25 protein-coding genes are annotated in these 25392 nt (G+C 33.2%); 9 read left to right on the top strand and 16 right to left on the bottom strand.

The genetic code is table 11. The features are described 5' to 3' along the window. Positions 1-14: 14 nt before the first annotated feature. From NQQ59_RS05945 to NQQ59_RS05930, 4 genes are all read left to right on the top strand, one after another. Positions 15-1193: an AIR synthase related protein gene (locus NQQ59_RS05945; protein WP_144214737.1), complete on the top strand. Its 1179-nt coding sequence runs from the start codon at positions 15-17 to the stop codon at positions 1191-1193. Between the two features lie 100 nt (positions 1194-1293). Continuing rightward, complete coding sequence (locus NQQ59_RS05940; RefSeq protein ID WP_144214736.1) at positions 1294-1650, top strand: hypothetical protein; 357 nt, start codon at positions 1294-1296, stop codon at positions 1648-1650. Between the two features lie 23 nt (positions 1651-1673). After that, entirely contained in the window at positions 1674-2210 is a 537-nt protein-coding gene (locus NQQ59_RS05935) for a hypothetical protein (protein WP_144214735.1), read from the top strand. A gap of 70 nt (positions 2211-2280) precedes the next feature. Next, positions 2281-2724 (top strand): hypothetical protein, encoded by a 444-nt coding sequence (locus NQQ59_RS05930; RefSeq protein ID WP_144214734.1) that lies wholly within the window; start codon positions 2281-2283, stop codon positions 2722-2724. 64 nt (positions 2725-2788) lie between these two features. Here the strand turns inward: NQQ59_RS05930 and NQQ59_RS05925 are convergent, their stop codons facing one another. The 14 genes from NQQ59_RS05925 to NQQ59_RS05860 form a co-directional block, all read right to left on the bottom strand. Beyond that, positions 2789-4642: a M61 family metallopeptidase gene (locus NQQ59_RS05925; RefSeq protein WP_144214733.1), complete on the bottom strand. Its 1854-nt coding sequence runs from the start codon at positions 4640-4642 to the stop codon at positions 2789-2791. Positions 4643-4753: 111 nt separating this feature from the next. Next, a complete protein-coding gene (locus tag NQQ59_RS05920; protein WP_144214732.1) occupies positions 4754-5032 on the bottom strand; it encodes a DUF2805 domain-containing protein in 279 nt (92 codons plus the stop codon). A gap of 121 nt (positions 5033-5153) precedes the next feature. After that, positions 5154-5981 carry a sterol desaturase family protein gene (locus NQQ59_RS05915; protein ID WP_144214731.1) on the bottom strand — a complete coding sequence of 276 codons (828 nt, stop codon included), beginning with the start codon at positions 5979-5981 and terminating at the stop codon, positions 5154-5156. A 168-nt stretch (positions 5982-6149) separates the two neighbouring features. Further along, positions 6150-6857: an aquaporin Z gene (aqpZ, locus tag NQQ59_RS05910; RefSeq protein WP_144214730.1), complete on the bottom strand. Its 708-nt coding sequence runs from the start codon at positions 6855-6857 to the stop codon at positions 6150-6152. 25 nt (positions 6858-6882) lie between these two features. Beyond that, positions 6883-7239 (bottom strand): DoxX family protein, encoded by a 357-nt coding sequence (locus NQQ59_RS05905; protein WP_144214729.1) that lies wholly within the window; start codon positions 7237-7239, stop codon positions 6883-6885. 87 nt (positions 7240-7326) lie between these two features. Further along, entirely contained in the window at positions 7327-8226 is a 900-nt protein-coding gene (locus tag NQQ59_RS05900) for an EamA family transporter (RefSeq protein WP_144214728.1), read from the bottom strand. Positions 8227-8450: 224 nt separating this feature from the next. Further along, positions 8451-9599, bottom strand: a complete 1149-nt coding sequence (locus NQQ59_RS05895) for a peptidylprolyl isomerase (RefSeq protein WP_144214727.1) — start codon at positions 9597-9599, stop codon at positions 8451-8453. 36 nt (positions 9600-9635) lie between these two features. Next, entirely contained in the window at positions 9636-10712 is a 1077-nt protein-coding gene (locus NQQ59_RS05890; RefSeq protein WP_144214726.1) for a peptidylprolyl isomerase, read from the bottom strand. Between the two features lie 15 nt (positions 10713-10727). Beyond that, positions 10728-11384, bottom strand: a complete 657-nt coding sequence (gene gldI, locus NQQ59_RS05885) for a gliding motility-associated peptidyl-prolyl isomerase GldI (RefSeq protein ID WP_144214725.1) — start codon at positions 11382-11384, stop codon at positions 10728-10730. 7 nt (positions 11385-11391) lie between these two features. Further along, positions 11392-12399, bottom strand: coding sequence for a DHH family phosphoesterase (locus NQQ59_RS05880; RefSeq protein WP_144214724.1), 1008 nt, complete (start codon positions 12397-12399; stop codon positions 11392-11394). A 165-nt stretch (positions 12400-12564) separates the two neighbouring features. After that, positions 12565-13821, bottom strand: coding sequence for a voltage-gated chloride channel family protein (locus NQQ59_RS05875; RefSeq protein WP_144214723.1), 1257 nt, complete (start codon positions 13819-13821; stop codon positions 12565-12567). Between the two features lie 132 nt (positions 13822-13953). Beyond that, a complete protein-coding gene (locus NQQ59_RS05870; RefSeq protein WP_144214722.1) occupies positions 13954-14337 on the bottom strand; it encodes a RidA family protein in 384 nt (127 codons plus the stop codon). A gap of 148 nt (positions 14338-14485) precedes the next feature. After that, on the bottom strand, positions 14486-14791 hold the full coding sequence (locus tag NQQ59_RS05865; protein ID WP_144214721.1) for a chaperone modulator CbpM: 306 nt from the start codon (positions 14789-14791) through the stop codon (positions 14486-14488). Next, entirely contained in the window at positions 14781-15707 is a 927-nt protein-coding gene (locus NQQ59_RS05860; RefSeq protein WP_144214720.1) for a DnaJ C-terminal domain-containing protein, read from the bottom strand. The genes NQQ59_RS05865 and NQQ59_RS05860 overlap by 11 nt, the downstream gene beginning before the upstream one ends. A 318-nt stretch (positions 15708-16025) precedes the next feature. On the opposite strand from NQQ59_RS05860, the gene NQQ59_RS05855 reads away from it, so the two are divergent. Next, positions 16026-16739 carry a hypothetical protein gene (locus NQQ59_RS05855; protein ID WP_144214719.1) on the top strand — a complete coding sequence of 238 codons (714 nt, stop codon included), beginning with the start codon at positions 16026-16028 and terminating at the stop codon, positions 16737-16739. Between the two features lie 102 nt (positions 16740-16841). Here NQQ59_RS05855 and NQQ59_RS05850 read toward each other — a convergent pair whose 3' ends face one another. Beyond that, entirely contained in the window at positions 16842-17369 is a 528-nt protein-coding gene (locus tag NQQ59_RS05850; protein ID WP_144214718.1) for a hypothetical protein, read from the bottom strand. Positions 17370-17599: 230 nt separating this feature from the next. Between NQQ59_RS05850 and guaA the strand changes: the two genes are divergently transcribed. The 4 genes from guaA (at position 17600) to NQQ59_RS05830 (ending at position 23658) form a co-directional block, all read left to right on the top strand. After that, a complete protein-coding gene (gene guaA / locus NQQ59_RS05845; RefSeq protein ID WP_144214717.1) occupies positions 17600-19129 on the top strand; it encodes a glutamine-hydrolyzing GMP synthase in 1530 nt (509 codons plus the stop codon). A gap of 63 nt (positions 19130-19192) precedes the next feature. Then, positions 19193-21103 carry a lytic transglycosylase gene (locus NQQ59_RS05840; protein WP_144214716.1) on the top strand — a complete coding sequence of 637 codons (1911 nt, stop codon included), beginning with the start codon at positions 19193-19195 and terminating at the stop codon, positions 21101-21103. A gap of 93 nt (positions 21104-21196) precedes the next feature. Beyond that, positions 21197-23257: a PBP1 and LysM peptidoglycan-binding domain-containing protein gene (locus tag NQQ59_RS05835; protein ID WP_144214715.1), complete on the top strand. Its 2061-nt coding sequence runs from the start codon at positions 21197-21199 to the stop codon at positions 23255-23257. After that, positions 23257-23658: an OsmC family protein gene (locus NQQ59_RS05830; RefSeq protein WP_144214714.1), complete on the top strand. Its 402-nt coding sequence runs from the start codon at positions 23257-23259 to the stop codon at positions 23656-23658. The genes NQQ59_RS05835 and NQQ59_RS05830 overlap by 1 nt, the downstream gene beginning before the upstream one ends. A 339-nt stretch (positions 23659-23997) precedes the next feature. Here NQQ59_RS05830 and NQQ59_RS05825 read toward each other — a convergent pair whose 3' ends face one another. Then, on the bottom strand, positions 23998-25335 hold the full coding sequence (locus tag NQQ59_RS05825) for a Gfo/Idh/MocA family protein (protein WP_257698170.1): 1338 nt from the start codon (positions 25333-25335) through the stop codon (positions 23998-24000). Positions 25336-25392: the final 57 nt, after the last annotated feature.

The raw sequence follows: 25392 nt of genomic DNA, 5'->3' as shown, positions 1-25392 counted from the left end.
ACAAACTAATTTTCATGAGTTCAGATTCTAGCAAAAGGTACGCGCAAAGAGGTGTTTCGGCATCAAAGGAAGACGTACACAACGCCATAAAAAATATTGATAAAGGTTTATTTCCACAGGCTTTCTGTAAAATTGTTCCAGATTATTTAACTCAAGACGGTGAGCATTGCCTTATTATGCACGCAGACGGAGCGGGGACAAAATCTTCTTTAGCTTATATGTATTGGAAAGAAACCGGAGATCTTTCAGTATGGAAAGGAATTGCTCAGGATGCCTTAATCATGAATATTGACGATTTATTATGTGTTGGCGCAACCGATAATATTTTGCTTTCTTCAACAATTGGAAGAAATAAAAACTTAATTCCAGCTGAAGTTATTTCGGCAATCATCAACGGAACAGAAGAATTAATTAACGAGTTGAAATCGTTTGGAGTTACCATTCATTCAACAGGAGGAGAAACTGCAGATGTTGGAGATGTTGTTCGTACTATTATAGTAGATTCTACCGTAACAGCACGTATGAAACGTTCTGATGTGGTAGACAATGCAAATATTAAAGCAGGTGACGTAATTGTTGGTTTGGCTTCTTTCGGACAAGCAACTTACGAGAAAAGTTATAACGGTGGAATGGGAAGTAACGGATTAACATCGGCTCGTCATGATGTTTTCGGAAAATACTTGGCTAAAAAATACCCAGAAAGTTACGATGCTGCAGTTCCAGAAGAATTAATTTATTCTGGACAAGTTAATTTAACTGATGAAGTAGAGAATAGTCCAATAAACGCTGGACAATTAGTGCTTTCTCCAACCAGAACTTACGCGCCGATTATCAAGAAAATTTTAGATAAATACACTCCAGAAAATATTCACGGAATGGTACACTGCAGTGGTGGTGCACAAACTAAAATTTTGCATTTCGTAAAAGATTTACACGTTATAAAAGACAATTTATTTCCAGTACCGCCATTGTTCAAATTAATTCAAGAACAATCCAAAACAGATTGGAAAGAAATGTATCAGGTTTTCAACTGTGGTCACAGAATGGAGCTTTATGTTCCTGAAAATATTGCTCAGGATATTATTGAAATTTCAAAATCATTCAATGTTGATGCTCAGATTGTAGGTAGAGTAGAAGCTTCAGAAGAAAAGAAACTTACTATTACCAGCGAATACGGCATATTCAATTACTAAAATAAATTAACCATATAAGTGATATAAGTTCAGTTTAGTATTTTTTTTAGTACTTTTAATATGAACTTATATCACTTATATAGTTTAAAAATAATTTACTATGTACGAATTACTTTTTTGGAAATATCTGGACGAAATCTACCTTAATAATCAAGAAGTTTATGAAGCGCTGCTTGAAAAAGAAGAAGTAGAAGGTCTGGCTGTTCTTCAGGTTGAAGTAATCGTAAACAGAATTAATTCAGTCTTTTCAGATTGGGAAAGAGTGGATGAAAACAGCTGGAAAAATCCAAAAGGGAAAGGCGCTTTCCAGGTTATTACTACACCTCAAAGTATAAAAATTGACTGCTACGGAACAGAAGGAAAAACCATGAACAAACTAGTTGATATCATGGAAGAATTCAAATGTCCGCTTTATGATCCGCAAGTTCCCGAACGTTATGATGAAATGAATGAGTAAGTTTCATTTATCATAAATATGAGATGAAAAAGGCACTTGTTTTTGTTTGTAGTATCTTCTTAAGTATTGTAATTGCTTCATTTTTTGGTATTTTACATAATCAATTCACATATACAATTTCAGATGAACTTTTTAAAGAAGTATTTTTTGAAAGATTCGGCTTTGTAGAATATGGCAGAGATACACCAAGATTGACAGCTTCAATAATAGGAGTATGGACAGTTTGGTGGATTGGTTTATATGCTGGACTACTTTTTGCTTTTGTTGGTTTATTTTCATCAGATGCAAAAGCGATGATCAAAAGTATTAGTCGTGCAATTCTAATAATGTTAGCTGTAACTATATTTACAGGTTTATTAGGGTTGTGCTATGGTTTTTTTGGTTTTTCAAACTTAGAAGAGCATTGTTGCTTTCCTCTTAAAATTAACAATGTAAAAAATTTAATTGCAGCTTCAGAAATGCATAGTTTTAGTTATGCCGGAGGAGCAATTGGAGTTGTTCTTGGAGTTGCATGGCAAATAAAGACACTGTTAAAAATGAAATTTAAAAAAGAAAATTAGAGAAATTCGTGCAATTCGTGGCGAAAAACCAAAAACTTCACGAAATTTGAACTTCAAATAAAAACAAAATATGAAAATAAATCTAAAATCAGGAATTGATAAACTGCTTTTCGGAATGAAGCAGAATGATGTAACAGCTGCTTTAGGAAAACCTGATAAAAATTATAAAGACGAAGACGACAATGTGATTTTTGTGTACAATGCTCATAAAATCAGACTGACTTTTTATCAAGAAGAAGATTTAAAATTGGGATATCTTGTAGCATCAAGCAATGATCTAGAAGTTTTCGGATTCAAATTAATCGGAAGAAAAATTGCTGATGTCAAGAAAGATCTGGCTACTAAAGGAATCACAAAATACAATCAGGAAACTTTTGATACATTTGAGAACTATTTCAACGAAGACAATTGGTTTATTTTGCAAACGGAGTTTGATGAGGTTGTAAAATTCGAAATAGGAGCAATCATCAATGATAAAGATGAATTTGATTGGAAGTTTCCAGTTAAGAAATAACTAAGCACAAAACATAAAAAAAACCGACAATCACTTGTCGGTTTTTTTATTGAATTAAAAGAAATTATCCTTTTAACCATGCATTTTTAAGTTTCTCTTTTGAAGGATCTGTTACGGTAAAAGTTTCAGCTTCTTCATATGGTAATTTTACAGTTCCTTTAATCGTTTCTTCTTTAGTACCACGTTTAATTTTTAAAGTAATCGGGTCATTTTCTTTCCAGTTTTCACTTTCTGTAATCAAATCATAAATATTATCTAAATTATATGATTTGTTGTTTACAGTTAAAATCTTATCACCAGCTTTTAGGTTTAAATTTTTGAAAAATTCTGTTTCAACTTCAGGACGAACGGCAATTTCTTTTGTTGCTTTATCAATAGTGATATATGGCATTTGTCCTTTAATAAACGGATTTCCTGGTTTTTTTGTAGTTGCTTTCGCTACACCAACTTTTGCCAGATAGAAATCGTAAGGAATTGGAGTTGTTCCTGCTACATATTTGTTTAGGAATTCACCCACTTCTGGATAAGTTAAAGAAGTAATTTTTGCAAAAAGTTCATCATCGTTAAATGGTTTTTCAACACCGTATTCATCAGATAATTTATGCATTAAATCTAAAATACCTCTTTCTCCATTGCTTTTTTCTCTAATGATGATGTCAATACACATTCCGATTAGCGCTCCTTTTTGATATACGTTTAAGTATTGGTCTTTATATGGCTGCTCTAATACATTTTTACTCATTACAGTAAATGACATCGTATCATTCAATTGTTTAGACTGCTCAATTTTATCAGCAATACGAGTGTAGAATTCTGCTTCATCAATCAAACCTTGGTTGATTTGGAAAAGATTGGCAAAATATTCGGTAACACCTTCGTACATCCATAAATGCTCAGACATTTTCGGTGCGTTATAATCAAAAAACTGAATTTCTTTTGAGTGAATAGTCAATGGTGTAACGATGTGGAAAAACTCGTGAGAAACAACATCTTTCATTGTTTCTACTAATTTTTCTTTAGGCATAGTTTCAGGTAAAACCACTGTTGTTGCTGTTGGATGTTCTAAGGCACCAAAACCATGAGCATCATCTTTTTCCATACTTGATAGGTACACTAAAACACTGTATTTTTTAGTTGAATTTACTTTTCCTAAAAAGTTTTTCTGTGCCGTCATCATCGTTTTCATTTCTGGAGTAATGCTTTCTGCGGTATATTTTCCAGTTGGAGAGTAAACAGCAATCAAAATATCCATTCCGTTTACATTAAATGTAGTGTAATCCGGTTTAGCATACATAATCGGATTTTCTACTAAAACAGCATAACGAGAAGTTTTAAAAACATCTGAAGTATTACTTGAATCTTCGTCAGTCATAGAAGTAGCTCCCCAAAGTGTTTCAGGATGCGTGATGGTAACTTTATAAGGAATATCTAATTTGTCTTGAAAATAACCTACAAAACCATGTGTGTTTACCATGAAGTTTTTGCCCGCATTGATGTTTGTTCCTGCAGGTGAGAATATATCGTCATTTCCGAATCCAGTTCCTTTTTCAGTGTCGAAAGTATCGTTTACTAAATAAGTGATTTTTTTTAATGTTTTGGCATTCGAAATAGACCAGGAATTATCATCGATTCTTTTTACCGTAAGAGGATTTCCTTTAGCGTCAAACGCTTTGAAATCATCTGAATATTTTCCGTAGTTATCTGTAGAATACGTACCAGGAACAGTTTTAGGAATACTGTAAACTATTTCGTCTGTTTTAATGGCTGGTGGAGTAACAGTCACCAAAACCTTATCGTCTTTAACGTCTGTTAGATTGATGTTCACTTCTACCGTATTGCTTTTTGCGGCTCCTGTGCTCCCTGTTTTACAGCTCCAAAAGGTTACCGCCAGAGCTAAGGTGTAAAGTATTTTCTTCATTTGTTTATGTTTAGTTAATTGTATTTGTAACAAAAAGTATCGAAAAGTTACTAAAAAATTACATTAAATTAAAAAATAAAAAAAAGCTCTTGAAAACAAGAGCTTTAAATCTTAGTCGAATTTATTTTTTATATAATACTTTCCATCCAAATCTTCATCAAAATCATCTATTTTTACTGGTTTTGGTTTCGGTTTGTTAGCAATTGCCTTCTTTTTCCACATCTCAAATTTCTCAAGAGGCATTTTCTTTTTCATGATTTCCAGAACTTCTTTTTCTGCTAATCCATATTCTTTTTTTATAATTTCAAATGGATTTTTTTCTTCTAAAGCTAACGAAACAAGTTTTTCGGTTTGCTCCCAAGTCAATTCTTTGCGGCTACTCTTTTTCATCTCGTGAAAATTAATTCAAAATAGGGTGTTAATTATTAATAGATTGATTTTCAATTTCTGTATCAATATTAAAAAAAAAAATAATACGTTGGTTCAGTAAAGTCTACTTTTTTTACTGATTTTAACTGTTTTTGAAAGATCGTGATTTTTGAAATGGTATTTTTAGCAGATTCTTCAATTCGTTGTTTTCTTTAGGCTCCATATGGCTATCTACACCATAAACAAGTTGTTCTTTAGGTAAATAAGTAAAAGTGCCAAAAAGTCTGTCCCAAACCGAAAAAATATTTCCATAGTTACTGTCTGTATAAGGCAATACATAGTGGTGATGGACTTTATGCATATTAGGAGAAACAATAAAATAACTCAAGAAAGTATCTAGTTTTTTGGGAAGCGAAATATTAGCATGATTAAACTGTGAAGCTACAACTGATAAGGATTGATATAGAAAAACCATCCACATTGGAGAACCGACAATTAAGACTCCTAAAGTGGTAAAAATAAATCGAATAATACTTTCACCTGGATGATGTCTGTTGGCTGTCGTAGTATCAATCCAAGTATCGGTATGATGCACTAAGTGAAATTGCCAGAGAAATTTAAATTTATGTTGTACAAAATGAGCGAGATAAGCACCAATTAAATCTAAAAGCAATAAACCGATTATCATATAAAGCCAAATGGGCATTGCAGGAAGCCATTGTAAGATACCAAAATGATTTTCTGTTGTCCAGCTTGCAGTTTTTATTAAAATGAAAGCCAGAATAAAATTGACTACAATCGTGGTGAATGTAAAAAAGAAATTTATTCCAGCATGCGGCCATTTTTTGTATTGCATTCGGAATAGAGGAAATGTGTTTTCAATCAACCAGAAAATGGTAATTCCGCCAACAAGAATTAAACTTCTGTGAGAAGATGGAATTGTACTGAAATAGGAAATAATCTCATTCATAATACGATAATCATTTTATTCAAAAATAAGTAATTTGATAAAACTATATCGTTTTAGTTGTTGGTTTTTTAGTTGAATATTGTTTTAGATGAAAATGATTTAATATAAAAAAGGTCTTAGAAAATTAGAATTCTAAGACCTTTTCTATATTTTTTGATGTGAATTTAATTATGCCTCTGCATGATTTTGCAATAAGGTTTTATAAAGGAAACCAGCAGCTAAAGCACCCAGAATAGGAGCTACCCAAAACAACCAGACTTGCGATAAAGGCCCTCCACCAACAAAAATGGCTTGTGATAGTGATCTGGCAGGATTTACAGACGTATTTGTAATCGGAATACTGATTAAGTGAATTAGTGTTAATCCTAAACCAATAGCTACTCCACAGAAAGGTGTACTTGCAAATTTATCTGTAGCGCCTAGAATTATTAAAAGGAAAAATAAAGTAAGAACAACTTCAGCAATAAAACATGCTTGTAAAGAATAACCATCAGGAGAAAATGACCCAAAACCATTTGAAGCAAAGGCTCCCGCTTTAGTACTATCAATTACAAAACCTGCTTTTCCAGAAGCGATAGTGTATAAAGTTCCTGCTGCAGCAATAGCACCAATACATTGTGCAATAATATACGGAATAAGATCTTTAGCAGAGAATCTTCCTCCGGCCCATAAACCAATTGATACAGCTGGATTAAAATGTCCGCCAGAAATATGACCAACAGCATAAGCCATTGTTAAAACGGTTAAACCAAAGGCCAATGCAACTCCTGCAAATCCGATACCTAATTCAGGATATCCGGCAGCAAATATAGCACTTCCGCAACCTCCAAAAACAAGCCAGTAAGTTCCAAAAAACTCTGCAAATAATTTTTTCATAATAAAATAATTTAATTGGTTAATGTTAGAATATATATTGGTAAGCCCAATAAATCAAAACAAATTGTAAGGGCAAACGTACAAATAAAATCCATCTTGGTAAACCAAAACCCGCTTTTTTATTTTGAAACATATACAAGTTTGCAGGAAATATGGCAATTAATAAAGCGATAATTCCCCAGGCAGCAAAACTTTTGGTAAAAGGCAGGGTTAGAAGGACGCCTAAAATAATTTCGGCAGCACCACTTAAAATATTTATTAATTTGGGGTTTTTAAATACAGGCGGAATGATTTTAATATACATTCCTGGTTTTCTAAAATGATTAATTCCAGCAAGAATATAAAGCAAAGCCATTAAATATAAATGCCAAGGTAAAATCATGATATATAATTGTTTATCACGAATTTATAAAAAAATTAACAATTATTGCATTACAGATCTTCTTTTTTTGAAAGTCGTTATTTTAGGCTATTTTTTTGTCTTTAAATTGACATTCATAATAACTACGGCAAGTATAATTAACACAATTCCAATCCATTGAGATAAGATTACTTTTTCGTTTAATAACACAAAAGCCATCATAACCGATACTGGTAATTCAAGTGCAGAAACGATACTTCCTAGTCCAATACCTGTTAGTGGAAATCCGGCTGTCATTAAAAGAGGTGGAATTATAGTTCCGAACAAGGATAATACAATTCCCCATTTCAAGAAAATCTCAAGATTAAAGGCTGTTTCCTGAGTCGCAAAAGCAAAAGAAAAAACAATAATTGAGCCACCTAAAAGCATATAAAGACTTCTTTGTGCCGACGAGATTTCGGTTGCAACACGATTTGCAGTAAACATCGTTGTTGTAAAAGAAGCAGCAGCTAAAATTCCCCAAAGTAGACCTCTCCAATCCAGTGTGATGTCATTATTGATAAGGTTTGTTGCTAAAACGGTTCCAAAAAGAACTATGAAGACAGCAATAACTTTTTGTTTTGAGGGTAGCTTTTTCTCTAAAATCATTTCAAGTAAAACGCCCATCCAAACCGTCTGCATTAGTAAAACGATACCAATAGAAACAGGAATATATTTTACAGCCAGATAGTAAAATAAGCTGGTCATTCCTAAAGAAGTTCCAGCAAGCATTAAGCTGAAAATATTTTTAGATGTTGCTTTTTGAGTTTGATTCTTGTTTTTTATCCTCTGAAAAAGGTTGATTAACAGAATACCAGTAATACCATAAATAAATTGTGATGTCGTAACTTCTGCAGTTGTATATCCTTCAGAGTAAGCCATTTTTACAAAAGTAGCCAGCATTCCGTATGTTGTTGCTCCTAAAGCAACCAGAAAAACACCTTTTAATACATTATTTTGTGACGTCATAATTTATTTGTTTTAAAAATTCAAGCCGGCAAAGGTAAGTTATTTTGTTTGTGATTTTATCGTACTATGTTGAGAATATTGATTTAATCATAATAAAATTGAATTTTTAAGTCCTGAATTAAGAATTATCTAAAAAAGATAGGATGTTTTAAAAAGAAAAAACCATCAAAAAATGAATTTTGATGGTTTGAAATTTTATAAAAAATAGAATTTTTGTCTTCTACTTATTTAGGCTGATTTTGATAAGTTTCGATTTCGAAAATTAAAGTTGAGTTTGGTGGAATTACACCGCCTGCACCTTTTTCTCCATAAGCTAAATTTGAAGGCAAGAAGAAAATAGCTTTTTCACCATCTGTCATCATATCCAGAGCTTCAATAAAACCAGGAATCATTCCGTCTTTTTTACCAACTGCAAACGGAAATGCTTTATAACCGCCTTGTGCATCTCTATTGGCATCGTATTTTCCGTAAGCTTTTGCTACTTCAGATATACTGCTATCAAATAAATTTCCATCTTCAAAATATCCTGCATAGTGAAAATAGATATTAGATCCTTCAGCACCTTTTACACCAGTTCCTTTTTTAGTAACAAAATATTTTAAACCAGATGGAGTTGCAGTTGCTTTGGCTTTTGTTGCAGCAAAATAAGCCGCTTTAGCAGTAACCACTTTTTTAGCTTCTTCTTTTTTTAATTCACCTTGTTTCATTTCATTAATAAAAACTTTTACAGCGTCAAATTTTTTCGCTGCAACGCCTTTACGTGTAATGGTAATTTTAGTCATAATATCATCCTGAACAATTTTGTTTACATTGTCCATTCCTGAAACTACATGCCCAAAAATAGTATGTTTTCCATTCAACCATGGAGTGTCTTTGTGGGTAATGAAGAATTGACTTCCGTTTGTTGCTGGACCAGAATTAGCCATTGCTAAAACACCACCTTTTTCAAACTTTAACTCTTGTACAAATTCATCTTTAAAAGAGTATCCAGGATCTCCTGCACCAGTTCCTTGTGGATCTCCACCCTGAATCATAAAATCGTTGATTACTCTATGGAATTTTAGACCATCATAAAATGGTTTTCCTTTTAGACGCTCTACTTTTACATAAGGATTTTTTCCTTCAACTAAAGTGATAAAGTTAGCCACTGTTACAGGAGCTTTTGTGTATTCTAAAGATACTACAATGTCACCTTTTGAAGTAGAAATTGTTGCAAAAATCCCTTCATTCGGATTTGTAGCATTTGGTTTAGCAACAGTTTTTGCCGCTGTACTCGTTTTTGCTTTTGTAGCTGGTTTTGCAGCAGGTTTTTTAGTTTGTGCCTGAATGTTTAATACTGCTAAGCAGAATAAAAATAATAATTTAAACTTCATTACTTTTAGATTTAAGTCTATGATTATTAAGTTTCTTTATTGTTTTTCCAATAATTGAACTTCAAAAATAATGTTTGCATTAGGCGGAATTACACCTCCTGCGCCTGTTTCTCCATAAGCTAAGTGACTTGGAATAAAAAGAATGGCCTTGTCTCCAAAAGATAGTTGCTCAAGTCCTTCAATAAAACCAGGAATCAAACCGCTTTTACTTCCTGCAGTAAATGGTATTGCTTGGTATGCTTTTGCTTCAGCTCTAGCTGGATCAAATTTTCCAAATTGTTTTGCTACATCTTCACTACTTGTGTCAAATAAAGTTCCGTCTTCAAGAAAACCAGCGTAGGCAACATAAACCTGAGTTCCAGCAACAGGTTTTTTACCATTAGCTTTTTCGGTAATTACATATTGTAAACCGCTTGTTGTTTTAGTTGCTTTTGCTTTTTCAGCAGCATAATAAGCTACTTTTTCTTTTTGTACTTCAGCTGCTTTGATTTGTTCTTTTGAAATAGTAGCAAAGTAATCATGGAATACTTTTACAGCATCGAATTTCTTAGCCGCTTCACCATTTCTAATGATTGTTACAGCAACAATGTTGTCTCCTTGAACTACTTTATTTACTACTTCTTGTCCTTTTTCGTCAACAACATGACCAAAAATAGTATGTTTATTGTCTAACCATGGAGTTTCAACATGTGTAATAAAAAATTGACTGCTGTTTGTTCCAGGACCATTGTTTGCCATAGCCAAAACACCAGCTTTGTCGAATTTTAAATCTGAAAATTCATCTTTAAATTTATAACCTGTATCTCCAGAACCAGTTCCTAATGGATCGCCGGTCTGAATCATAAAGTTTTCAATAACTCTGTGGAATTTTAAACCATCAAAGAAAGGTTTCTTTTTTAGGTTTTCGTGTGTTACAAATTCATTTTTTCCTTCAGCTAAAGTAACAAAGTTAGCAACAGTGATTGGGGCTTTTTTGTAATCTAATTCTACAATGATATGACCTTTGTTTGTTTCGATATCGGCATATAAACCATCAGGAAGATTGCTATGATCGTCTTTACAAGAATAAAATGAGCTAACGGCTATTAGTAATAATAAAATAATCTTTTTCATTTTAAGATATTGTTTTTATTGAGTTAATGTATCTTTTTTTGCTGTTGCTGCCGGTTTTGTTGCAGCAGGTTTTGGCGTTGCGTTTTTTGGAGTTTGTGTTGCTGGCAATGTTTTTTGTGCCGCTGGATCTGGAACAAAATTTCTAAGTGTAACCGTTACAATTAAAGACTCGTTGGGACCAATTTTTTTGTTGTCTCCGTGATAACCATACGCACTGTGCGAAGGAAATAAGAAAGTAATAGTCTCATTTTTATGCATTCTTTTGATTCCGTCACGTAATCCCATCATGATATCTTGTTTGTCTACATAATAGGTCTGTGGTCCAAGATCAGAATCAGAATAAATAATGGTCCCCTTTATATCTTTAATTTCCATATTAAAGTAAGCAATATCACCTTTTCTTGGAGTTGCAGTTTCGGTTTCGTTTCTTTCTTCGTAATAAAACCAATATCCTTTTGGAGTAGCATAATATTTTACTTTTGGATTGCTTTTGATGATTTTTTTGATAACATCTTCTTCATTGGCAACCAATTTTTTATTACGATCTGCAGATTTTTTCATGAATGTTCCCGATGCCCTTGAAATAGGTCTTCTGGCTTCCTCAGGATGCTTACAGCTCATAAGCAAAACAGCAAATAATAAGCTGTAAATAGTAAGTTTTTGGTAGTTCATGATAGGGCTATAATTTTAGTTTCGTTACTAAATCTTCAAATTTCTTTACCGTTTCTTCCATCGAAGTTTCAGATCTTCCGCCTGCCGCATTGCTGTGACCTCCGCCGTTAAAATGGTCTCTTGCAAACTGATTTACATCAAAACCACCTTGTGAGCGGAAAGAAATCTTGATAATACCTTCGTCTTTATTTTCGATAAAAATAGCAGTAAAAACAATATCTTTTATACTTAAGCCATAATTAACAATTCCTTCTGTGTCACCTTTAACATAATTAAAAGAATCAAGTTCTTCTTGTGTAAGCGTCATGTAAGAAGTTTTGTGCTCTGCAAAAATTTTCATGTTTTGTAAAGCACGACCTAATAGCTGCAATCTGCTAAAAGAACTATTGTCGAATAACAAAACTGGAATCTGAGTGTTTTCTACTCCCAAATCAATTAATTCGGCTATAATTCTATGCGTATTTCCTGTAGTTCCTGGGAAACGAAACGAACCTGAATCGGTTAAAATCCCCGTATAGATGCAAGTAGCAATGGTTTTATCAATATCTTCTTTTTTATTTAAGTAGTTGATAAAGTTGTAAACCATTTCGCAAGTCGATCCAAAAGAAGTATCAGAATACATATAAGTTGCATAATCATCTGGTTTTTGATGATGATCAATCATTATAAACGGAACTGTTAGCTTTTTTAGTGTTTGTTCCATCAAATCTCCTGTACGATGAAAAGCATTAAAATCAAGTGTGAAAATTAATTCTGCTTCTTCTAAAATAGCGGTACAGTTTTGAGTGTCTTTTTCAAAAATCTTAACGGTTTCTGAGCCTGGAAGCCAAGCTAAAAAATCTGGAAAATCATTTGGAGCAATAACAGTTGCCTGATGATTGTTTTTTATTAAAAAATGGTATAATCCTAAAGTAGAACCCATTGCATCACCATCTGGTCCTCTGTGCGGAATGATGACGATTTTCTTTGGGGTTGCGAGTAATAACTGAATCGCTTGAATGTCTTGTATTTTCATAGTGTGCGAATTTACATTTTTTTAATGTAATGCTGAAAATAATTTTAGTATTCAGTCACAGTATCAGTGTTCAGTCACAATCTCAGTATTCAGTGTTGAGTTTTATTATTTTATTTTTACTTCAGTTTTGGAATTTGAAATTTCACTTCAGTTTGGAATTTTACTTTACAAGTTTTGTAGTTCTTTTTTGTGAAACTTTTGATACAATTTATATTTTGCACCTTTAACGATTTGCGATTTATAGATGCCAACAGAACCTGAAGAAAAATAGGCAATTGTACATCCGATTGCGATAAATATTCCAGGAGCAATTCCAAATAATTCCATTCCCATAATGGTGCAGGCAATAGGAGTGTGAGTTGCGCCAGAGAAAACAGCAACAAACCCAATTCCAGCTAGAAGAGCAATTGGCATCGGAATTACAAGTGATAAAGCACTTCCTAACGTAGCTCCAACAAAGAATAGCGGAGTAACTTCTCCACCCTTAAAACCAGCTCCTAAAGTGAAACCTGTAAACAAGATTTTGAGAAGAAAATCATACCATTGATTGGGATTCGAAAAAGAATCAACAATTACGGGAACTCCCAATCCTGAGAATTTAGTAAACCCAAAACCAGCTATTGCAATGGCTAAAACAATTCCGCCAATTACCGGGCGAAGCGGTGGATATTTAATGTTTTTTGAAAAAAGTGAACTCCAGAAGTGTGTACTTCTTGCAAATAAAGAAGCAGCAAGTCCAGATAAAACTCCAACAATAATGGTGAAAATAATGTTGTTTAAACTTAATTCTGGAATTAAAGGGATACTATAATGTGTATGTTTTATTTCCCAAAATTCTACAGTGAAATAAGCGGCATAAGCAACTACAAAAGAAAGAACAATACTTTTAATGTTAATTTTGCTAAAATACAAAACCTCTAAAGCGAAAATTGCTCCTGCTAAAGGAGTTCCAAATACAGAAGCAAAACCAGCGCTGATTCCGAGAATTATTAAAATTTTACGTTCAGAATTATCGAGTTTGAAAATCTTTGTAAACTGGTCCGCAATTGCACCGCCCATTTGCACTGCAGTTCCCTCGCGACCAGCAGATCCACCAAATAAATGTGTAAGTAAAGTTCCTAAAAGTACCAAAGGAGCCATTTTAAATGGAATAACTTTTTTGGGACTTTCATATTCTTCAAGCAGCAAATTGTTTCCTTTAACGACAGATTCTCCCCAATAATAATAACTCAATCCAACCAAAAATCCCCCAAAAGGCAAAAGCCAAATAATCCATTCATTGGCAATTCTAAATTGCGTAACCCATTCTAAAGAAACTAAAAAAAATGCAGAAGCGGAGCCAGATAGTATTCCAATTAAAACACAAATAAGAATCCATTTAGGAATATCGAGAAGTAATTGTTTTGGATTTTGAGAATTCATTAAAAAAAAATATAGCCACGAATTTCGCCAATTTTCACCAATTAATGTCTTCTTTAAATAAAAAAATCATTTTTAATCCTGTAAAGGGTAGTAAAAGATTAGTGTAATTAGTGAAATTCGTGGCTAAAAATATTATTGAACTACAGCAGTAAATTCAATTTCAACCAAATATTCTGGAGCAACCAATTGATTGATGCCATAAAAACCTGTTGTTGGTTTTACATCTTTAAAAAATGCAGCGTGAGCTCTCGCCACTTCTTCAAAAGTAGAAACGTCTGTAGTGAAAATTCTGGTTCTAATTACATCTTTCATACTTACATTTAGGTCTTCTAAAACTTTTTCAACTCGCTCTAAAATGTTATAAGTCTGTGCATAAGCGTCATCAGCTTTTACTTTATCACCGTCGACAATAGCAACGGTTCCAGAAACTTCAACAATATTGCCAATTCTTACGGCACGGCAGTATCCCATTTTATCTTCCCATGGAGATCCGGTTAAGATGTTTTCTCTTTTCATTTTTTATATTTTGCGAATTTGATTGTTCGGTTTTAAAAGCAAATTCAGGTTAATTAATATGCCGCAATTTAAGAATTATGGATTTTACGAAAGCTAAAAAAAGCTTGAAATCAAATCGAAAATCAAGCTTTTTTGTGATATTAAAACGTTATTCGGTTTCTTTTTCTTCGTAAAGACGAAGCTTATTTTGTATTGTATTTATGTTTCTTTGTAAAGATTCAATTTTATTTAAAAGATTGGCGATTACATCAATTCCTTCCAAATTGATTTTAAGATCGTAATGCATTCGAATCATTTTTTCAATCGTTGGAAGTTGTTCCGGTTCTAGATATTGGTCGTTTTCTTGCATAATAATATGAATTAGTCCGTAATTATGAAGTTCTGTAATAAAAGTGTTTTCAATTTCGTGATACAAACAAAACTGGTTGATCTGGATTAAGTTGTTATTTTTCATGATTTCTAAGTTTTGCTAGTTCCTCAAATAATTCTTTTTCTTTATCTGATAATTTTGTTGGAACTTTTATAGTGTAAGTGATGTACAAATCGCCAAATTGATTCTCTTTTTTGTAAATAGGGAATCCTTTTCCTTTCAATTTTACTTTTGTTCCTGGCTGTGTTTCGGCAGGAACTTTAATTTTTACTTTTCCATCAAAAGTATTAATGTGAGTTTCTCCGCCTAAAATGGCTGTATACAAATCTAGAGGAGCGTCGGCGTATAAATTATTGCCTTCACGCTTAAAATCGGAATTGTTTGCAATCAAAAAAGTAATAAACAAATCGCCATTTGGTCCGCCGTTTACGCCAGGCCCGCCATGATTTGGAATTTTTATGATCTGCCCATTTTCGACACCAGCTGGAATTGTAATTCTAATATTTTTGCCATTAACAGTTAAACTTTGTTTGTGTGTGGTATAAGCCGCAGCAAGATCTAGTTCTAGTTCGGCATTAAAATCCTGTCCTCTATATTTAGATTGTGATCTGCTTCTTCCTCCGCCATACATTGAATTGAAGAAATCGGAGAAATCACTTCCAGAAAAATCACCTCCGCCAAAACCAGAAAAGTCACCTCCAGAATATTGAGAGCCACTTTGTTGTCTGCTCTGTTGCTGATTCGGATCGTAACCTGCTTTTTCAAATTCATCAGCATGTTTCCAGTCTTTACCATATTTATCATATTTTTTTCGGTTTTCCGGATTGCTTAAAACTTCGTTGGCTTCGTTTATTTCTTTGAACTTCTTTTCAGCTTCCTTATCATTCGGATTCAAATCAGGATGGTATTTTCGAGCCAGTTTTCGATATGCTTTTTTGATTTCCGCTTCGGTAGCAGATTTAGTAACATCTAATGCTTTGTAATAATCGATATAATCCATTTTATTGAGATTTTATAAATGGTAAAATAAAGTATTGAAGTTAATAATAAGTTGTTAATAATCAAAATTCTAAAACTGTTTTGAAGTTAAAAAATGGTAATTTTTAAGGTCGGTTTTGAAATTTACGGTTTTAGAATTTGAAATTTATTTTTTGAAAGACAACTCAATTTTGGCAAGTTTTTTGTTTCCAAAAAATAGCTTAATTTAATGTTATAAAAGTCCTAAAGTTGCCGAGCCTAACTAAATTGTATTATTTTTGTGATGCTGGACTATTGATTTTATACTAATTATAAAAGCCGATTCGATAATACCTATTCAATGAAGCACATATTATTTTTCATATTATTTTTTACTGCATTGTCAGTATCAGCCCAAGCCGAATTTAATTCTAAATTCAAGGCTATTCCGGCACCCAAGTTTAGCGCAAAACCAAAAAAAACTCCAATTCCTGAGGTAAAAGATCCACAGGCAGATGTGAGTGATATTCCTGCTATTAAAACTCCAAATGTTTTTGAAAATACTACAATAACTCCAAAATCGAAATTTCAGATTGGAGAAGAAAAAAGTAAATTTACCATGTCTACTGAAACTGATTTTGCCAATCCTGGGGATCGTTACGTAGACAAAATGGAAAAAGATTTAAATAAAGCACTAAAAGATGCTGGACTTAGGGAAGGTCGTGGTGTTTTGGTGAAGAAAAATATTTCGCTGGGTGATTTCAAAACCCAATCACAATATTTTATTGTTAAATTCCGTGATTTTGGTGCAATCGATGGTGATTTGGTAAAAGTATCTTCAAATGATCAGGTAATTCGAGACCGACTTTTATTGGATGCTAGTTTTCAACAGGTTAAAATTAATCTGGTACAAGGTTTCAATAAATTAGACTTCGAAGCTCTAAATATAGGTACACTTGGTGGAAATACTGCAGAAATACAAGTGTTTGATGATAAAGGAAAAATGGTAACAAGTGATTATTGGGATAATCTGGCTGCAGGATTTAAAGCATCTATTGTTGTTACGAAAGAGTAGGGCGCTTTCAGTGCTAGTTACAAAGCGACAAAGGTTCAAAGCGACAAAGTTTTAAACTTCGTTTCTTTGAACCTTTGTCGCTTTGAGCCTTTGCTCCTTTGACTAAAATGGATCAGCAGTAACTCTAAACTTCATATCTGCTTTTACGGTAACATCTTTTGTTAAAGTTTCTTTTAAGGTTACCTGTGTTCTAATTTTGTAACTATCTGCTTTTATATATTGATCTAATCTTTTATCTGTGCAAACCAAATCGATTGTGTTGCTTGATACGTTGATATTATCTGCATAAGCCAATTCTATTTCGTCGGAGTTAGTTGTTGAAATGTATAGGTGAACAGACTTTAGAAATGTAAAAGTTTTATCAGATGGATCAGAAATAGATAATTTAAGAGATCTGATTTTTACATCTTTCACCAAACTTGCTTTTGTTTTATTGTTTTCAAATTCAGCTGAAGAATTCGTTGTGACCTCTGGAGTGATTATTTCCGAAGGCAGATTAATTGGCGAAGAACTTTTAATTTTAATAGAAGCACTATTTGAAATATTAAATGATAGTAAATCGTCTACAGTGTTACAAGATGTTAGAAAGAGGGATAGACAAATGGTCAGGGCAATAAGTTTTGATTTCATAGTTAAATTTAAATAGGTTTTAGTCTAGATACGAGTTTTTTCGGGAAATGGTTTTTCTTTAGAGTAACAAAGTTACAAAGGTTCAAAGTTACAAAGATTGGCGTCCCTTAAATCAACCTCTGAACCTTTGTCACTTTGTTTCTTTGAACCTAAAATAGGAACAATGAAAAATTTTTTTTTTTTTCATTGTTCCTATTTTTCAATTTCAAATATAAAAAGTACTTTTGCGCATGCAACACAACGTACTTATTTTAGATTTCGGGTCGCAATATACTCAACTTATTGCGCGTAGAGTTCGCGAATTAAATATATTCTGCGAAATTTTTCCTTACAATCACATTCCAAGTGATTTATCAAGTTATAAAGCCGTAATTTTAGGAGGAAGCCCTTTCTCTGTTAGAGGAGAAGATGCACCACATCCTGATTTATCGCAAATTAGAGGTAAAATGCCTTTGCTTGCTGTTTGTTACGGAGCTCAATATTTAGCACACTTTAGCGGTGGAGAAGTAGCAGCTTCAAATACAAGAGAATACGGTAGAGCTAACTTGTCTTATATTAAAGAAAATGAAACTTTCTTTGACGGAGTTTCACCAAATAGCCAAGTTTGGATGAGCCATAGCGATAGTATCAAAGCGCTTCCAACAAATGCTGTAAAACTTGCAAGTACGCATGATGTAGAATACGCAGCTTACAAAATTGAAGGCGAAACTACTTATGCAATTCAATACCATCCAGAAGTTTACCACTCTACTGAAGGAGCAAAAATGTTAGAGAACTTTTTAGTGAAAATCGCTGAAGTTCCTCAAAACTTTACACCAAATGCTTTCGTAGAAGAAATGGTAGCAGAATTGAAAGAAAAACTAGGAAACGACAAAGTAGTTCTTGGTTTATCTGGAGGAGTAGATTCTACTGTAGCAGCAGTTTTATTAAACAAAGCAATCGGACAAAACTTATATTGTATCTTCGTTAACAACGGACTTTTACGTAAAAACGAATTCCAAAATGTATTAGATCAATACAAAGGAATGGGATTAAATGTAAAAGGTGTTGATGCTGGAGATCGTTTCCTTGGCGAATTAGCTGGAATCAGTGATCCTGAAACAAAACGTAAAACAATTGGTCGTGTATTTATCGAAGTTTTTGATGATGAATCGCACTTATTAGAAGACGTAAAATGGTTGGCGCAAGGAACGATTTATCCAGACGTAATCGAATCTGTTTCGGTAAAAGGACCATCTGCTACAATTAAATCGCACCATAATGTTGGTGGATTGCCAGATTACATGAAATTAAAAATTGTTGAACCACTTAGAATGCTTTTTAAAGACGAAGTAAGACGAGTTGGAGCTTCATTAGGAATAGATCCAGAATTATTAGGAAGACACCCTTTCCCAGGACCTGGATTATCAATTAGAATTTTAGGAGATATTACTCCAGAGAAAGTTAGAATTTTACAAGATGTAGATTCTGTTTTCATCGAAGGATTAAAATCTTGGGGATTATACGATAAAGTTTGGCAGGCTGGAGCAATTTTGCTTCCTGTAAACTCTGTTGGTGTTATGGGCGATGAGCGTACTTACGAAAAAGTAGTAGCGCTTAGAGCTGTAGAATCAACAGATGGTATGACTGCTGACTGGGTTCATTTACCTTACGATTTCTTGATGAAAGTGTCAAACGATATCATCAATAAAGTAAAAGGTGTGAATCGTGTTGTTTACGATATTAGTTCAAAACCACCAGCGACAATTGAGTGGGAATAGTAGCATATTTTAAAATTAAGGTCTTACATTTGTAAGGCCTTAATTTTTTATAACCTACTATTTATGAGAGAACTTTTAATGATTTCTCTTGTCTTTGTTTTGTCTTTTAACAAAATAACTGCACAAGATGCAATAATTGAACATCAAATTCAAAAAGGAGAAACTGCTTATTTTATAGCCCAAAAATACAAGGTTTCTTTAGACGAGATTTACAAACTCAACCCCGAATCTCAAAATGGAATCAAAGACAATCAAATTATAAAGATTCCAGTTCATTCTTTAGAAAATACAAATTCAAAGCAACAGACTCATATTGTTGCACCCAAAGAAACATTGTTTGGATTGTCTAAACAATATCATGTTTCGGTTGTAGACATTCAAAATGCCAATCAGGAAATTCTAGCTAACGGACTTCAAATAGGTCAGGAATTAATAATTCCTCAAAATTCAGATGTATCTAAATCAGAAGTTGCTGTTTCTTCAAAAACGACACATCAGGTTGTGGCTAAAGAGTCTTTGTTTAGTATTGCTAGAGAATACAATGTTTCGGTTCAGGATTTAGAAAATTTAAATAAAGAGATTTTAATTAATGGATTGCAGATTGGTCAGACAATTTCAATTCCAAACAAAAGAAAAACTTTAGATGGAAGAGTTCGAGTGATTAATCAAGAAACGTTTTTTCATGTTGTAGAATCAAAAGAAACGAAGTTTTCAATCGCTAAGAAATATGGAATTACGATTGACCAATTAGAATCTCAAAATCCCGAAATTGTAAACGGATTGATTGTTGGAAATAAATTAGCGATCAATACCAAAGCAATAAAACCAGCAAATGAAAGCGAAGAATTGATGCTGGCTTTGGCAGAAAAACAAGTTGTGGTTGAAAAAACAAAAGCCAAAACAGTTGAAATTGACGATTTAAAAGACCGTTTGATTGTTCAGAAAGAAATGAATCAGAAAATTATAAAAATCAATGATTTGAAAGTGAATTTGAATGATATGAATGGTTCTAAAGAAAACTCAGTTGAAAAACTGCGTTTGGTTTTAGAAGCCAATAAAAATGTTCAGGATATTTTAATGGCAAAATTAGATTCGCTTGTCAATTCGATGAACAACGATTTGAAGGAATTAAAACGAATGGATATTTTGAATGTAGAAGAATCTAAAAGATTAGAAAAAAAATCTTCTGAAGGAATCAGTAAAACAAACGAATTGTCTTCTCAATTAAAAAAGGAATTGGCAGAAAACAGAAAAGTATATGCTGGTTTAATGAACAAGGTCGAAAAAATCGCAGTTGAGGAGAATCAGGAGTATAAGAAAAAAATCCGCGAAAGCGAAAAAAACAATACTGTAACTTCAATTCAGCAAAGACTTTCTTTAGAAGAAATTAAACGTTATAAAATAGAGCAGGAGCAAGGAGATGCGCAGAATCAGTTGTTGATTGCAAAGATTGATTCCTTAGACAATCAGAAACAAATCGAAGTAAAAAGACACATCAGCAAAGCTTCTTATTACAGCATGGAAGCTCGAAAATTTGATGATAAACTGGCTTTGGTTAAACTAAAAAAATATCAGGACGAAGCGGTTAAAAAACAGAAAAAAAATAATACAGAAGAAAATTCAAAAATAATTTCCTTGGAAGAAATGAAACAAGAATTGAAAGACAATCCGTTAAGAGCTGACAAAACAGTAAAAGTGGAAGTTTATGATAATCTTAGAGAAGTTTCCAATGGGTATTACTTAGTTTTGGGTATATTTACAGACGCAGTTGAGCGAGATAAGTTTATTATGAAACTCATTGATTCTGGTGATTTTAACGCTAGTTTCTTTTTCAATATTAACAGCCTTTCGTACTATGTTTACAGCGATAAATTCGAAAACATGGAAGAAGTGCTTTATCAATGCAAGAAAAAAGAAGAAGATGAGTTATATAAAGAAATCATTATTGCCAAAGTTGAAATCGATTTGAGGTAATTTTGAGTGAATAAACAAACGGCGCGAATTTTGCTTTTAGGAAAATTTGTAAATTGCTTTTGAATAGAAATTAAAATGATTTTAAGCCATATTATGAAATATTATTTAACACTATTATCTTTTGTATTCTTTATCTCTTCAAGCGCTTTTTCTCAGGAAAAAGTGGTTAAGTATAAAGTGTCCAGTGGAGAAACTATTAATCAGATTGCACAGAAATTTAAGGTTACGCCTTACGATATTTACCAGCTGAATCCAGATGCGAGAAATGGATTGACAGCTAATTCTGTGTTGCTAATTCCTACGAAAACGGGAGAAGCTAAAAAAGAAGTTGCTGAAACTAAAACGACTACATCTTCTGGAAAAGAAGTGATTCATGAAGTACAGCCAAAAGAAACATTTTACAGCATCGAGAAAAAATACGGAATTTCGGATGAAGCTTTAAAAGCGGCAAATCCTTTTTTGGAAAAAACTGGTGTTCAAATCGGACAGAAATTGGTAATTCCTGCAAAAGGATCAGCTCCTAAAACTGCTGCAAAAACTGTAAAAGAAAAAGGTGCTGAGAAATACGTATATCACGATGTACAGCCAAAAGAGACCAAATTTGGTATTGCAAAACAGTACAATATGACGGTTGCAGAATTAGAAAAGCGTAATCCGGATATTGTTGCCAATCTGCCAGTTGGTTATAGATTGACTATTAAAGGAACAGCTCCAAAAACAGATCATGTGCCGGCGGAAACAGCAAAGGCAGTTGAAACTAAGAAACCAGCAGAAACAGCTAAAAAAGCCGTTTCTTACATGGATTATCAGGTAAAACCAAAAGAAACTTTTTATAGTTTAGGAAGAGTTTTTCATTTATCGCAAGAAGAATTATTAGCACTAAATCCATCACTTTCTGAAGGAGTTAAAGAAGGAATGGTTTTAAAAGTTCCTGCAGGATATATTGCCCCAGCTCCAATTATTGCAGCACAAGTACCTGATAAAACAACCGATTCTAGTAAGCCAGTTGAAAACACAGGTGGAGGAATTAAGATTATTGATAAAGTGAAATCAGAAGAAAATGACTCTGAGGTTGTGGCGCTGACTAAAAAGAAAACAAATGAGCGTAAAAAAGTGGTTTTATTACTTCCTTTTAATTTAGCTAAAGTACAAAGTGATACAGCTGGAACAGCAAACAGAATTAAAAATGACAAGTTCTTGAATATGACATTAGATTTTTATTCGGGTGCTATGATGGCGATTGATTCTGCTAAAACTTTAAAACTTCCAATTGATGTTGCTATTTACGATTCGCAGGAAACCAAAACGACTTCTAATGTTTCAAGTTTGATTTCTAAACTTCAGGATGCTGATGCTGTAATTGGACCATTTTACCAAAATAACGCTGAAGCAACGGCAAATACACTTCGTTTGTATAATGTGCCTGTTATTTCTCCATTATCAAAAGATAGTGCGAATCCAATTGAGAATTTATACCAGTCTATTCCAGCAAGTGATGTTATCAGAAATTCTGTTTTTGATTATATGCGTTCTAAAAACGGAAATATAGTAGCGGTTGTGGATAAGAAAAAAGAATCTATTATCAACTATATCAAACAAAATCAGAGAGGAGTTGCATTTGCATCTTTGACAGAAACAGGTGGTTTGGATGTGGCTAGTTTAAAAAGCTTATTAATTCCAAATAGAATGAATTATGTGGTAATGGAAACAGGAAACACAGCAATGGTTAAAGCGACAATAAAAGCAATGATTGATTCGCAGAAAACCTGCCAGGTACAATTGGTGATTTTAGAACCGAACAGCACATTAGATACAGACGAAATCAATTTTGATAATTTGGTAAAATTGAAATTGATGTATCCTTCTGTGACACGTGAAAGTGATGATCAATCGGTTTTAATTTATGAAAAACAGTACCGTTTGAAAAACAAGGCGAATCCGACAACTTATGCAACAAGAGGATTTGACGTAACTTTTGATACGATGATGCGTTTGGTACAGGGAAAAACATTCCAAGAAACTGCTGATATGATGACAACACAGCAAGTAGATAATAAATTTCAATATTACAGAAAAGAAGATGGTGGACACGCTAACAAAGGAGTGTACATCTTATATTACGATAGTGACTTAACTTTAAAAGTAGCAAATTAATGACATCAAAAGTAACCTATTTAGGCGATTTAAGAACAAAATCAATTCACGTGCAATCAGGAAGTGAAATCATTTCTGACGCACCATTAGATAATAACGGAAAAGGAGAGGCTTTCTCACCAACAGATACTGTGGCAAACGCTTTAGCAAGCTGTATGATGACCATTATGGGAATTAAAGCTCGTGATATGGAAGTTGATTTTGTAGGTTCTACTGCAGAAGTAACAAAAATCATGAATGCAGAACCAAGAAGAATTGGAGCAATCGAAATTGTTTTTCAAATGAAAAGCAACGCAGATGAAAAAAGCAGAACAATTTTAGAACGTGCTGCAATGACTTGTCCAGTATTCTTAAGTTTAAGCAGTGAAATCGAAAAGAAAATTACTTTTAACTGGAAGTAATTTTTAGAAATATAAATTTAAAATAGGCTGTCATTTATGACAGCTTATTTTTTTTAGCCCCATCGGGGCTAAATATTTATAGTTAAGAATATTCGATTATCCTATGGAGCTCCAGAGGAGTGATATGTTTTTTTAAATCTATAATATGTCGCTCCTCTGGAGCTTTTTTTATTATATTATTGAATTCTATAAATATTTAGCCCCTATGGGGCTTTATAATGCGCTTTTTTAATATGAATATATCTTTGAAGTAATTGTTTTTTTGTTTTACGAATGGTTTAAAACAGACAAGAGAGCAATGTTAACTTCGCCCTCTTGTCTTCTTTAACTAACCAATATTTATTCTGAGAATTCTAATTTTTTCAATTTATTCCAGCCACCTCGTGTGAAATCTGGTATTTCAACAGGAGCAGAATTATTGTCTAATGAAATTTCTGTTAATGGACCAAGGCAAGACCATTCTGCTAAATCGTAAACATCCATATCTAAAGGAAGTCCTTTTTGCAGGCAATAAATTAGTCTATAATCCATAATGAAATCCATTCCACCATGACCTCCAACTTTTTTAGCTTGTTCTTCGATGCCTTTTGCAATTGGATGTTTGTATTTTTCCATTAAAGCTTTTTTAACTTCTTCTGGAACAAAAGAGTGAGCGCTTAATTTTTCATGATTTGGTTTTACATCGTCGCTTAATTCTTTTCCGTCTAAAGCGTAACCTTCTAAAGGATATTTATTAGCAAAACCTTTTGTGCCGCTTAACTGATACATTCTGCTGTACGGACGAGGAGATGTTACATCATGCTGAATTTGAATTGTTTTTCCGTTTTCAGTACGAATCATTGTCATCGTATGATCTCCATTTCTAAAATCTTTAATTTCTTTTCCAGATTTTTCTTTGATATAAGCAGGATTTCCAACTGCTTTTGTATCCATAGAAACCAAGAAATTCATTTTGTCTCCACGGTGAATGTTTAATGCCTGACAAGCTGGCCCCATACCGTGTGTTGCGTAAACATCTCCACGGTGTTTAATGTTGTAATCCATTCTCCAGTTGTTCCAATATTCTCCCCAAAAAGGCTGTAAACCGTGAATGTAAGAACCCTCAGCATGAAGAATTTCTCCAAAAACACCTTGTTGTGCCATGTTTAAAGTAGTCAATTCGAAGAAATCATAAACACAATTTTCCAATTGCATACAGTGCTTACGAGTTTTCTCGGAAGTATCAATCAATTCCCAAATTTCTTTCATTGTTAAAGCGCCCGGAACTTCAATCGCTACATGTTTTCCGTCTTTCATCGCTTGAACACCAATAGAAGCATGATGTAACCAATCTGTTGCTACGTAAACTAAATCTACATTTGGTAACGCCGTAACTTTTCTCCAAGCATTTTCGTCACCATAAAATTCTTGCGCTTTTGGAAAACCAGCTTTAGTTAAAATTTCATTTGACTTAGAAGTATTTTCTTGTGTCATATCGCACAGCGCTACAATTTCAACACCTGGAATATGTGTCATACGTTCTACAGCACCAGGACCGCGCATCCCAAGTCCAATAAAGGCAACGCGAACAGTTGGAATTGCCGGAGTAGCCAAACGTAAAACATCGGTTTGACCTTTAGCACGAGCTGGAGTTTTTGTTTTTATCATTTGAGCCGATGCAAATGTCCCCCATAACATAATGCATACGACTAAAATGAATTTTAAATTACTGGTTTTCATAATTAATTTGTTTTA

The sequence above is a fragment of the Flavobacterium panacis genome, assembly GCF_024649945.1.
Classification (GTDB): domain Bacteria; phylum Bacteroidota; class Bacteroidia; order Flavobacteriales; family Flavobacteriaceae; genus Flavobacterium; species Flavobacterium panacis.
This window is presented reverse-complemented; position numbering and strand designations above follow the sequence as displayed.